8 protein-coding genes are annotated in these 13,266 nt (G+C 45.3%); 2 read left to right on the forward strand and 6 right to left on the reverse strand.

Features of this window, described 5'->3' with window-relative positions; translation table 11 throughout:
- Both G395_RS28435 and G395_RS0103210 read left to right on the forward strand, forming a co-directional pair.
- The coding region (locus G395_RS28435; RefSeq protein WP_035360343.1) for an integrase core domain-containing protein at positions 1-440 on the forward strand (440 nt) is incomplete at its 5' end.
- A 449-nt stretch (positions 441-889) separates the two neighbouring features.
- A complete protein-coding gene (locus G395_RS0103210; RefSeq protein WP_169719994.1) occupies positions 890-1,711 on the forward strand; it encodes a DKNYY domain-containing protein in 822 nt (273 codons plus the stop codon).
- A gap of 31 nt (positions 1,712-1,742) precedes the next feature.
- Here G395_RS0103210 and G395_RS0103215 read toward each other — a convergent pair whose 3' ends face one another.
- The 6 genes from G395_RS0103215 to G395_RS0103240 all read right to left on the reverse strand — a co-directional run bounded on the left by G395_RS0103215 (position 1,743) and on the right by G395_RS0103240 (position 13,131).
- Positions 1,743-2,609 (reverse strand): hydroxypyruvate isomerase family protein, encoded by an 867-nt coding sequence (locus G395_RS0103215; RefSeq protein WP_026628754.1) that lies wholly within the window; start codon positions 2,607-2,609, stop codon positions 1,743-1,745.
- Positions 2,610-2,634: 25 nt separating this feature from the next.
- Entirely contained in the window at positions 2,635-3,528 is an 894-nt protein-coding gene (locus tag G395_RS0103220; protein ID WP_026628755.1) for a hydroxypyruvate isomerase family protein, read from the reverse strand.
- 107 nt (positions 3,529-3,635) lie between these two features.
- Positions 3,636-6,332: a PQQ-dependent sugar dehydrogenase gene (locus G395_RS0103225; protein WP_026628756.1), complete on the reverse strand. Its 2,697-nt coding sequence runs from the start codon at positions 6,330-6,332 to the stop codon at positions 3,636-3,638.
- A gap of 277 nt (positions 6,333-6,609) precedes the next feature.
- Positions 6,610-8,118: a RagB/SusD family nutrient uptake outer membrane protein gene (locus tag G395_RS0103230; protein ID WP_026628757.1), complete on the reverse strand. Its 1,509-nt coding sequence runs from the start codon at positions 8,116-8,118 to the stop codon at positions 6,610-6,612.
- A 37-nt stretch (positions 8,119-8,155) separates the two neighbouring features.
- The gene (locus tag G395_RS0103235) at positions 8,156-11,359 is read right to left on the reverse strand and encodes a SusC/RagA family TonB-linked outer membrane protein (protein ID WP_051349953.1); all 3,204 of its coding nucleotides are present in this window, start codon (positions 11,357-11,359) and stop codon (positions 8,156-8,158) included.
- A gap of 344 nt (positions 11,360-11,703) precedes the next feature.
- Positions 11,704-13,131: a DUF1501 domain-containing protein gene (locus G395_RS0103240; protein WP_026628759.1), complete on the reverse strand. Its 1,428-nt coding sequence runs from the start codon at positions 13,129-13,131 to the stop codon at positions 11,704-11,706.
- Positions 13,132-13,266: the final 135 nt, after the last annotated feature.

A 13,266-nucleotide genomic window follows, 5' to 3' on the forward strand; every position in this document is an offset into this window, starting at 1 on the left:
TGGACAAAACCATGGAAGCCAAGGGCTCGGTGCGGGCCCTTGAAATGGCGCTTTTGGCGCGAGGCAAATCTGACAAACCGCTGATCCATCATTCGGACCGGGGCGTCCAGTACTGCTCATGGAAATATGTTGACCGGCTCAGAGACAACGGCGTGACTATCAGCATGACCCAAAGCGGCGACCCTAATGAAAATGCGATGGCCGAACGCGTCTTCCGCACGCTGAAAGGAGACTTTGGCATCAGAGGTTTTCTTTCTTTTTCATCCGCATATGAGGCGATCGAGAAAGCCATCAACACTTATAACGCCATGCGGCCCCATGCATCGCTCGGGTATCTGACCCCCCACCAAGCGCATCACCGGACCGGACCGCTGCCTTTGAAATGGTACCCGTACAAAAAATCCGTTTTGGAAATGTCCAATACCCGCCTGGATACTTGAAAACGGGCTAACTGTCAACCGATTTCAGTAGCATATGAATCGATCTTTGTTCTGGGCTAGTTCTACGCTAGCTAGAATTCGCTATATCGGTCTAAGATGCGGGATGGGCTGTTCTATTCAATCCTAAGAGCGATCAATTTCGGCCATTTGGAGCTTACTTGACTGATTTTGAGCGTTAACCGAGTTATTTTAAGATTTGTAAATGTCCATTATCATTTGGATTTACATCGCTAAAAGTCCGGAAACGGGCCTTTGGGTAAACAATGTGGCCACTTAAGAGTTGTTGAAAGGCTTTCTAATTTGATCTTTTCATATTTGATGCACGTAATTCTGATATCATTATGGCTTTCGTACATCATTTCAAAAGAATCTTTCTGCTTATGGGTTTAATTGGATTTTTATCGAACCTATTTTCTTGCTCAGATACCAATTCTAAGTTTAAACCCGGGGTGCTGACTGCGAGCGGCTACTATGTAAAAAATGGAAAAGCATATTGGTATGGTGGATTTAGTAATGCTGAGCTGATTGAACTGACGAGCGCCAATGCAGCAACATTTGCATCGCTAAGCAAAAAATATCCAAATGTTGAATTTGCTTCCTCTTATGCCAGTGACGGAAAGAATGTCTATTTTAACGGTGGTCGAATCAAAGATGCCGACGGTAAGACTTTTGAAGTGCTGGGCTTTGGCTGGGGAAAAGACGCGCGCAATGTTTACTCCTGGCATTCAATTATTTCTGATGATGCGGCACATTATGTAGCTGTGCAAGGTGGATTATGGAAAGATAGCATGCACGTTTTTAGCGGAGACCGAATTGTCTCGGACGATCCGGAAAGTTTAAAGTTTATCGGCACCGTCGATCATCGTTCTTACCATAGTGATTCAAGAGGAATTCTGGCTGGCGAAATCCGGATAGATTCCGTGGATGCGGCAACATTCAAACCACTCGGTCATGGCTATTCCGTTGACAAATCAAAAGTCTTTCTAATCGAAACTACGAAAGTTGAAATTGTTGAAGACGCCAATGCGCAAACTTTTCAGGTTTTGTCTGAATTTTATACCAAAGATGCTTCGCGTGTATTTTGGCGTGGCGAGAAATTACCGGATGTCAATCCCGACGCTTTCAAAATAATCAGTGAGGAACATCATTGCAGCTGCGACGATAAGCGTGTTTACTATAAACACAAAATTATTCCCAATGCAGATCCCCGAAAATTGCCTGTCGGCAAAAGCTCAAAATATTGTAACGAGAGTGAGATCGTATTTGAATGACGATCTCACTCTCGTTAAGTCTATTCATTAATCAGGCAATGTCACAGATTTGTACACATTGTTTCAGGGAAGCCAGCGGTTCACGTTTTGGAATAAATTCCTGCGCGACAAAACCTTTATAGCCGGTGTCGACAATGGCCTTCATGATGGCTGGGTAGTACAACTCCTGCCCTTCGTCAATTTCATTTCTGCCAGGGACTCCCCCAGTATGATAATGTCCGATGTATTTATGATATTTTTTGATCGTTGCAATCACGTCACCTTCCATGATGGACATGTGATAAATATCATAAAGCAACTTAAAGTTCTCAGAGCCAACCATTTCGCATAAGCCTGCGCCCCATGAAGTATGGTCGCACATGTAATCCTTGTGGTTCACCTTGCTATTCAGCAATTCCATAATCATGGTAATTCCGTGCTTTTCGGCAGACGGCATCAACCTTCTTAATCCGACTGCACAGTTACGCATACCGTCAATGTCGGACATGCCGCGTCGGTTGCCCGAAAAACAAATGACTGTCGAATATCCCGCTTCCTTTAATTTAGGAAAAAGATCTTCGTAGCTTTTTACAAGCTCATCATGTAATGCGAGATCATTAAAGCCTTTTTCTATTCCCATTCCGGCGCCGTTTGGCAATGCGCAAGTCAGGCCATATTTTTTGAGTGTTGGCCAATCCTCCGGTCCCAACAGTTCGATGGACGTAATGCCCATTTCCTTACATTCTTTTGCAAAAGTGTCCAGCGGAATTTTTCCATAACACCATTTACAAACAGAATGATTAATCTTACCATTTAATTTTGAACCTAAGGCTTTTCTATTTGCAGCAAAAACTTCGGACAGCGAAAGCACGCCGGTGCCTGCGGCTAAACTCTTTAATACAGATCGTCTCGTAGACATATAAGTAAGTTTTTTAAAATAAATATCAGGCGATGTCACAAATGGTTACACCCTGTTTCAACGATGCGATGTCGTCTTTGCGGCTTGGGATAAACTCCTGACCTACAAAGCCTTTGTAACCGGTTTCGACGATTGCTTTCATGATCGTAGGGTAATACAATTCCTGCGTTTCGTCAATTTCATTCCGTCCAGGAACGCCACCCGTGTGATAATGGGCAATGTACTTGTGGTATTTTTTGATTGTCGCAATTACGTCGCCTTCCTGAATCTGCATGTGGTAAATGTCGTAAAGAAGCTTGAATTTCTCCGAGCCAACCATTTCGCAAAGGGCCGCCCCCCACTCTGTCCGGTCGCACTGGTAATCCCGGTGGTTCACCTTGCTGTTCAGCAGTTCCATTACCAAAGTTACATTGTGCTTTTCCGCAGTCGGGATGAGTTTCTTAAGTCCGACCGCGCAATTACGCAAGCCGTCTGTGTCAGACATGCCACGGCGGTTTCCCGAAAAGCAAATAATTTTGTCATAACCTGCCGCCCGAACTTTGGGGATCACATCTTCAAAACCTTTGATCAGCTCCTCATGATTGGCTGGATCGTTAAAGCCTTTTTCAATATTTCTGGTCAGGCCCTCGCCCCATGGCAATGCGCAGGTTAGTCCGTGCTTTTTAATGATCGGCCATTCGGCAGGCCCCAAAAGCTCTATGGAAGTTATGCCGATTTTCTTGCAGTCCTGTGCGAAAGTTTCCAGAGGGATCTTTCCATAGCACCATTTACAAACGGAGTGATTGATCTTTCCATTCAGTTTGGGGCCGAGTGCTTTTTGAGATGCGGCAAATGCTTCTGCCAAAGAAACCGGTAAAGTCATTAATCCCGCGCTGGCGGCAATATTTTTTAAAACAGAACGTCTTTCGATACGTTTCATTTGCATGCAGAAAATTGTGGAACTGGATAAAAAAGTAGTGGTGCAAGGATTCCCTGCACCACTATATTAAGCTTAATAAAACATAATCTACTCAAAAAATCGATGATCTATTTGCCGCCTTTGGGAGCCGAAGCTTCGGTATAAATCGGGTTATTTTTATTGCCACCTGACATCAGGTAAGCAACCAGATCTTTCAATTCATCCGGGTTCAGACTGTTGATCAAGCCGGGAAGCATGATCGATTCCGGCGAAGTTTTGGTCGACGATACCGTCTTTTTCGAAATTTTCCGGATTGTTTTTGAATCAAAAGGGTTCTGAGCAATGTAATAGAAATTAGCATCCTCATTCATCTGGCGACCTAATACGGACTGACCATCTTTCAAGGTGTAAATCGTGGAAGCGTATTGATCAGAAACCGCTTTATTCGGAATAATGATCGCTTCTAGCATGTCTTTCGCACTGAAACGAGTTCCTAACTGAGTCAATTCCGGGCCGATATCCGCACCTTCGCCTTGAATTGTATGGCATTTGTCGCAGATAACAGCTGAGAAAATCAGCTTTCCACGATCGAAATCACGATGTTTCAAGCTATCCTGAACTACTTTTACTGCATCATCAACTTTCCATTGACGTCCCGGTCCTTTCGGTGCATAAGCATTGGCAATATCGTTTCCGCTCGCTGTCAGTAATTTAGCTCCCGAAAGATCATTGTAGTAATCAAACTTATCCTTAGGTGCATTGGCTAGCGCACGCTGGCGGGCTTTGTCAATAAAACCAATGTAGCTTCTTCCACCTTTGTAACTGAATGCCGTGTTAAACCATTTGAAATATTCGTCGCGCAATGCTGGTGTCCAGTCTGTTTTATCACCACTCAAAACCATCGCATAGAATGTCTGCTGTGCGGGAGGAAGCTTAGCCAACAAGCCAGCGATGTCCAAACCGTATTGCGGGTTTCTCAGGATCAGGTCGGACGAAGCTGTTGCCGGAACGTTGTCTTTGTCTTCAAATTTCTCTGTTTTCAACAAAGCCAATGTTCTTTCTGCCGTTTTTGGCACTTCCAGGAACACCAGAATTTTGCTGTAGAGCCGGTTAATTTCAGGTGATTTCGATGGATAGTTTGGATTCAGATAACCTACAACTGCTGTTTTAGTTGCTGCATCAGGCTGACCAAAACGGAACAATGCTACTTCAAAAGTTCTGAGCAAATCCGCCTTTTTTGCATCCGTCAGCTTAGCATAGTCGATCTTTGTAAGTGCATTATAAAGGTCGTTTTTCACAGCTGCATCTCCCTGACGCGCCAATGCCAACGCTCCGTAGATCAATGTCTGTGGATCTTTTTCGGCTAGAACTTTTGATTTCCATTGCTCAACAGGCTGATGTTCAAGTGCAATGCGAGCGGCATAGCGAACGAAACGATCAGGATGTTTCAGGTTAGGCCAGGCAGCGTCTATTGCCTTAGGATCTTTTTTCGCGTGAAAACTTTCCAGTTCCGTACGAAGCTTGTGCTCAGGCGTAATGACAGGTTTCACAACATTTGAACCGGCAGCAATTTTCTCGTAATCTTTGTGATAAACCCGGTAAAGATCAGATTCAAGCCGACGGCCGCCTGTTAAGAAATATAGCGCACCGTCAGGACCAATTTGTCCGTCTGTAAGCGGCAGTGGTGAACCTGAGATAAATTCCTCATGTTCAGCCGAGTAAGTTGACCCGTTTGGTTTCAGGTGCAAGGCATGCATAATCCCGAAACTCCAGTCAAATGCCAATAAGGTATTTTTGTATTTCTCTGGAAACCGCGCGTCTTTAAGGTAAATCAGGTTCGTAGGTGATCCCTGACCAATGTTTTGCAATGCTGGAAGGTTATCAGGAAATGACGGATGCCATTTACCAGATCCCGTTCTCCATCCAAATTCGCCGCCGCTTGTTGCGTGACAAACCCTTGTAGGGCGATACCAAGGTTGGCCGAAATCCCATTCCATATCCGAATCATAAGTGAAAAGATCACCCGCCTCGTTGAATGCAATGTCATAAGAATTTCTAAAGCCGGCTGTGATCAACTCCCATTTTTTTCCTTCCGGATCTGTCTCAACAATCCATCCGCCTGGTGCCATACGATCGTTCGCATGACCGCGTGGATCTTTGATCAGCGGAAAAAGATTGTCGTCTTTCCAGTTTGGCGTCAGTCTGTATGAATCCATCTGCGGCAGATCGGTATGGTTACCCGCTACGACAAAAAGAGATTTTTTATCAGGAGACAGGATAATGCTGTGCGGTCCGTGTTCCCCCTCGCCTTTTGTGGCTTTCAGCAACGTGACTTTATCAAATTGATCATCATTATTCGTGTCCTGCAAACGATAAACACCACTGCCGTTCGGAATCTTCTCTGTTGACCGGTTATTGACTACAACATAAAGACTATTGAATGCATATAGCAAACCTTGCGCCGCACCAAGATTTACTTTCGCAGTGTCCGCTTTGTCGCCTACGATCAGCCTTTCCACTTTTGGAGCTGCTGTTGAGCCAATAGGTGGCAATTCGAGGCGATAAAGAAATCCGTATTGGTCAGACGTAATCATACGTCCCTTGTCGTCGAAAGCCATGGATACCCATGAGCCATTTTTTGCCTCAGAAATACTATATAAGTGTTCTGCTTTGAAGCCATCAGGCAGTTTCAACTTGTCCACCTTCGAACCGGGCGGACGGTGTTTGGCAGTTCGGTTACTGAGCATAACCCCGCAGAAAACGCCTACCGCAAGCAGCACGGCGAGTGTCATTGGAAGTTTAGACCATTGTTTTTTAGTGTACATTTTACAGCTAAGAGTTAAGTAAATATGAAAAAAGCATTCGTTCAGGGTGAAATTGGAATTTTACATTCTTTAATAAAGCAAATTTAAACTTCAAATAATCTGATAGATACAATATTAAGATGAAACGCTATTTTGACTATCCTGTTGTGTCGGGAAAAGTCGATGTGTCAGTCTTAAATTAAAATGAGTGAATGATTGAAACGTTGAATCCATATTCAACATTCACTCATTCACTCATCGCCCGGCGACCCGGTCAAAATTCATCCAAACCGTCCTCCTAGAAGTGTGGCGTCAATGCTGCTTCCACTGCTGGCAGACCGTAATAGTCGTCCAGGACTGTGAATGCGTTTGGCGGAGGAACGGCTCCTTTTGGGAAGTAGTAAGCTTGTGGATTGGCTTTTACTTTTGCTCCATAAGCGCCGATAATCTCCTTCACGCGACCGGTGCGGGTCAGGTCAAACCAGCGTTTGTTTTCGAATGCAAGCTCAACACGTCTTTCCTTGAAGATCGCTTCACGCATGGTTGCTTGCGATGTCGCTTTTGTTGCGGCAAGGCCTGCGCGGGTACGAACCTGGTTGAGGTAAGTGGCTGCTTCGGCTGGTTTTCCTAACTCATTAAGCGTTTCTGCCATGAAGAGCAACACCTCGGAGTAACGGTAAACGGGCCAGTTCTGACCAGTGTTGTTATGCAGTGAGTGCGGCTTTGCATATTTTTTGATATATGGATAAGTCTTATTTTCCGCAAGACTGCCGCTCAAAGTCACATAGCCAATGGAAATGTCTTTCCGCTTGTCACCTGCTTCATAAGCTGCGATTAGGTCCGGTGTAGGAATGTTGTTACTTTCCTGTGAAGTGGCCTGTGGGTTAGACGTGCCTGTAAGCGGCGCGATTTCGGCAGCGGAAATGGGCGAAGGAATAAAACGGTAGATCTGATTACCATTGTATCCAGCCGATCCTTCCATGTACTGAATCTCAAACACCGATTCTGCGTTGTTCTTGTTTGCAGTCGTTGTCGAGAATGCATTGGTATAATCCGGCATCAGGGAATAACCGTCGTTTGTAATCACATCTCTTAACACTGGTTCTGCCAAAGCCCATTTTTTCTGGGTAATGTAAAGGTTGGCCAACAATGTTTTCGCAGCACCCGAAGTGGCACGACCTGCCTCCTGTTTTGCTTTGTTCAGCAACAGGCCACCGGCTTCTTTTGCGTCCTTTTCTATTTGTGCATAAATCTCTTCGGTGCTGGCCAGCGGCGATGCAGCATCTTCACGTCCGGTTACCGGGATAAGGTGAAGCGGCACCTTTCCGAACAGCCGCACAAGGTCAAAGTATGCAAATGCCCTCAGGAACAACGCCTGACCTTTCAGGTTTTTCTTGGGATCTTCTGCAAAATCCACACCGTCAATCAGTGCGAGAATTTGGTTCGCTCTTGCAATAATCTGATAATTAAGGCGATACTGAACCAGTACGTTGTCATTTGCAGTAACACCCCCAGCAGTCGGAACCGCGAAGTCGGCAACGTTTTCCGTTGCGTCCACCGCACCGTAGAGGGTATTTCTTGCGTAATACGTATTATCCGAGTGCATTTCCTCCAACACCCAGGCACGTTCGTTGTACATCTGGCGGAACGGAACATAGGCAGCATTGACCGCCTGCTGAAAATCCGACTCCGTTTTGAAAAATATTCCGTAGCTCAATGCCGTTTCCGGGATAACTGTCAGGAATTCTTCGCGGCATCCTGCTAACGCAAATGTCAGGAACCAGGTCGCTATATATCTTTTTTTCATCTTCTGATAATTAATATTGAATTGAATGTTGGCTGGCTTAGAAATTCATGTTCACACCCAATGTCCATGTACGTGGAACCGGATAATTCGAGAAATCCACGCCCTGGCTAAGGTTACCGCCGTCACCATTACCATCACCTTGTGAACTGGTTTCAGGGTTAGGTCCGCCCCAGTATTTGGTGAAAACATAAACCTGCTGGATTGAACCGTAAACACGGGCATTCTTGAAGAATTTATTCACCTTACCAATGTTGTAGCCGATCGTAATGTTCTTGATCGTGAAATAAGAAGCGTCCGCTACAAAGTGCGAGCTGTTCCAGTCTCTCTCGATACCCGTGAAGTTCCCGCCATTGTTAGTTGCTCCGTACATTCCATTACCCTCGCTGATCACCGTAGTCGCAACACCGATTCCATTAACCGTTGTGTTTTTAACACGGAAACGGTCTTTCACGCCAGCCACCATGTTGAATACACCGTCAAGGTTTGCCGTGCTGTAAAGGTGACGCACCCAAAGTTCGTTGCCATACGAGCCCGATCCTGCAATAGAGAAATCCCAGTTGCCATATTTCAGATCGTTAACAATTCCGTAAGTGAATTTAGGGAATGGGTTACCGATAATGGTACGGTCATCTGCGTCACCACCGTATGTAATGGTGCCATCGCCATTCACATCTTTTAATTTAATTGTTCCAATTGCTGAACGTCCGGGAATGATCGGCGAGTTAGCCAAATCTTCTGCGCTTCTGTAAAACCCTTCTTTCACCATTCCGTAAAACTGACCGAATGGCTGACCAACCTGTGTGATATGGAATGATCCGTAAACACGATCGATGCCTGGTGCAAGTTCCATTACCTTATTTCTATTGAAAGAAATGTTTGCATTGGTTGTCCATTTCAGCTTTCCATCCAGGTTTCTGGTTGTCAAAGAAAATTCATGACCCCAGAATTTGATCTCACCAATGTTGTCATTATAAAATGGGAAACCCGACTCCTGCGGAACTTGTACTGCATAAAGCAAATTGGTGGTCCGCTTGGTGTAGAAATCATAAATGAATTGGATCCGGTCATTGAATAAGCCCAAATCAAGTCCAAGGTCAAATTGCTTGGTTGTTTCCCAGCCCAGGTTCCTGTTTGCCAAAGACGTTACAACAGCACCAGTAGCCACATTACCACCGAAAACAGCATTTGTCGTATTGTTCACTAGCGCATATTGCGTGTAGTTACCGATGTTGTTGTTACCAATCACACCGAAGCTCCCACGTATTTTCGCGAAGGAAACTTGTCTCACGTTTTTAAGAAATTCTTCATCAGATATTACCCAACCCGCAGATGCCGAAGGGAAGGTTCCCCAAAGGTTGTCGGATCCGAAACGGGACGAGCCATCCGCACGCACAGCCGCAGTAAACAAATATTTTCCTTTGTAATTATAGGAAAGACGGGAAAGGTATGAAGTCAATGCCCATTCGTTTGCACCGGTTTGTGTTCCGCCGCGGTTGATGTTGATTGCTCCCTGAACGGTTGGAAGTCTGTCATCCGTGTAAGTATCTGCCTGGATACGCGTAAAATCCTGACGATAACGCTGCTGTGTATATCCAGCCAGTAATTCAAAGTTGTGATCTCCGAAGCTGCGGTTGTAAACAGCCGTGTTCTCATTCAGCCAGCCTACGTTTTCCAGACTTTGGCGGATAGAAACGGCCGTTGTCGGGATTGCTACGTTAATATTACTGGTTGCCGTTGAAGGGTTGAAAAAGAAAAATTTGTTATTCTCGTATTCAATATTCAATGTGGCTCTCAATTTCAGGCCCTTAATCGGACTGTAAACAAGATAAGTGTTACCAAGTAATTTGGTGTTCTTGTTCTCGTTAGTTAACTCTTCTGCTGCCCGCACCCAGTTTGGATACTGGAAAATATTTCCGGTTCCCTCTGGAAAGGTGTTTACCTTAGTTAATTGACCATTTTCATCACGAATCGGCATGACCGGCCATGTATGCAATGCATTGAAGAGGATACCTGTTCCGCGGTCGCCATCGGTTCTGGGGGTATTATCAAAAATATACTGAGGAGCAATGTTGAAGCCGATCTGTATCTTATCTGAAACGTCGTACTCAGAATTCATCCGTAGTGAATATCGTTTGTAATCGTTATTTATAACGACACCTTTTTGGTTGAATATCCCCGCAACCAACGACGTTTTCAATTTGTCCTTATTGGAAGTGATCGTAAGGTTGTAACTCTGGATCGGTGCATTGCGCAAAACTGCATCATACCAGTCGTTATTTTTGTTTGCATATTGCTCCGGGTTCTTAAATGCTTCCGGAACGGCTTTGTTCTCGTCCTCGAAAAGTTCTTTTTTGAACTGTGCGAATTCTTGGGCTGTCAACATTTCAACGCGTCCTTTTTTCGGCACGTTCTGGATTCCATAGTAAGCCGTAAACCCGACATTAGTTTCACCCGGCTTGCCGCGTTTCGTTGTGATAAGCACAACGCCGTTGGCTGCACGCGAACCGTAAAGAGAGGTTGAGGCTGCATCTTTCAATACCGAAATATCTTCAATCTCGTCCGGGTTCAATGCGGCAATGTTTCCAGTGATCGGGAAACCGTCGATAACATATAATGGATCGCTTCCTGCTGATACGGACACCTGGCCACGCACACGGACCGACATTCCCTGCCCTGGCTTACCAGTGGTTTGGTTGATCTGCACACCAGCAAGACGTCCTTGCAGTTTTTGCGTGATCTGGGAAACGGGCACGTCCTTAATGTCTGCCGCGCTAACTGTCTGAACAGCTCCGGTAATTTCTCTCTTTAACTGGCTACCATAACCTACAACAACCACTTCGGTGAGTGCTTTGGAGTCTGTTGCAAGCGTTACGTCGATGGTTGCACCGGAACCAATCACAACTTCCTGAGACAGAAAGCCTACCGAAGAAAAAATCAATGTTCCGCCTGCATCAGGCACATTAATGGTGTAGGATCCGTCGGCGTCGGTAACGGTACCGGTCGTAGACCCTTTGAGTACAATGCTGACGCCAGGGACTTTTTCGCCGGCTTCATCGCTAACCTTACCTTTAATGGTTTTGTCAACGGAGATGGTTTTGTTTTTTAATACAGGATTAGGCGTAAAAAGCGGAGTTGCAACAGCCGAAATTCCGCAAGCCGTCCCAATGAGCACTTGACTCAGTGAAAGCTTGATCAGGGAATTCAACCGGGCACAATAGGATGATTGTCGAGATTGATTCATAAAAAGAAATTTTAGGTTTAGTGACTAGCAGGGGCTGGACCGTTCTCTCTTTGTTGACGGCGTGGAGGTTTGTTCATGTTTTCATCGGAATAAGGGTTAGGTGAATAGCTTGTAAGGGTTTAGGAATTGGTAATGAGGACTAAAAAGAACCGGATTTTCGTATTTGTATAGGACAAAAATTAATTCTTATAGTAATATATTGCAATACTAGAAGGATTGATACAACGGACTATCCTGCTCTGTCTGGTTTTAATTAATATTTAATTAGCAGGACTTTTTTGGATATAACTCATAAAAAAATCGCCAGGCAGATTCCGCCCGGCGATTTTGACTCAGTTTAACTATTATGACAATAACTCCATCACTGCTTTTCCTTTCCCGTCGGGTGTAGTGTAAAACGGTCGTTTTTCTACTTCATACTGCGTGTCTTCCGCTATGCCGAGGGCGTGATAAATGGTCTGGTGGACGCCGTCTATCTTGATCGGATTTTCGATGGTTTTGCATGGACGTTCGTCTGCGGTTTTTCCATAAACAAAGCCTTTCTTGATCCCGCCGCCGAACATTAACATGGAGCCGCCGTCTGTAAAATGACGGTGCATTCCATAAAATTTAAGGTCTGAAAGAATGTCGGGCTGCTGCACCTGTTCCAGTACTTTAGCGTCTGGCTTGCCTTCCACCATCATATCACGGCTGAATTCACTGGCAAGCACCACCATGGTCCGGTCAAGCAAGCCCTGTTTGTCGAGGTCTTTGATCAATTGCGCAATCGGCCCGTCGATTTGTTTTTTCATGTCCTGCAATCTTGTATGGCCGTTCTCATGCGTATCCCATCCTTTAAATGGCTCATATTCAGTTGTTACGCTGATGAACCTGGCTCCTTGCTCGGTAAGACGGCGGGCTAGTAAGCACCCCAGGCCAAATTTGCCTGTGTTGTAAATGTTATAGCTTTCTTTTGGTTCGGTACTAAGGTCAAATGCTTTGGATTCGGGTGAGTTCAGCAAGGCATATGCCTGCTCCATGGACCTTTTCAGCGATTCGCGCTGGTAATCGCTCCCGAATTCTCCTACCGGGCTGTTATTGATGAGCTCATTATAAAGCTGGTTCCGGCGCTCAAACCGTTTTGCGTCCATACCCACCGGCGGACGCACACTTTCGAGGCCCTGGCTTGGGTCAGGAATAAAGAACGGACCGAACTCGTTGCCCAGAAATCCTGCCGTATGAAAGGCCTTTAATTCTTCCGCTTCCCCAACTGTGAACCGCTGTCCAATGTCTACGAACGCGGGGATCACCGGATTTTTGGGACCCAGTTCTTTGGCTATCCAGGAACCCATATGCGGAGCTGCTACTGTTTGCGGTGGCTCATAGCAAGTGTGCCAGTGATACTGATGCCGGGAATGTAAAATGTGTCCCATATCAGCTGCCACATATGAGCGGATTAATGTGCCCCTATCCATCACTTTTCCAATAGACTGTAAACCGTCGGAAAAATGGATGCCATCTAAAACAGTAGGAACTGACTTAAAAGTGCTGAGCACGCGATTGCCTTCCATGTCCTTTTCGAACGGCGTATAAAGCTTCGGATCGAAGGTTTCTGTGTGCGCCATGCCGCCGGCCATCCATAATAAAATGACGGTGTCAGCCGAAGATTCTGGCCCGGATATGCCTTTGCAAGATGAAAGAATGTTTGATACAGGTGCTCCCGCAGCCAGCGCTGCCATTGTGGCGGCACTCGCTCTCTGCAAAAATTCTCTCCTATTCCAGGTAGTGTTCATCTCTAATGATTTTTTTATTAGCTCACTATTAACACATTATTAATTTTTACATCACATATTAACAATACTTTTTGTATTTATATTATGTATTAAACATAAATAAAGTAATGTATTATACAATGTATGTTAAGTACT

Origin of the sequence: Dyadobacter alkalitolerans DSM 23607 (assembly GCF_000428845.1) — a bacterium.
Taxonomy (GTDB): Bacteria; Bacteroidota; Bacteroidia; order Cytophagales; family Spirosomataceae; genus Dyadobacter; species Dyadobacter alkalitolerans.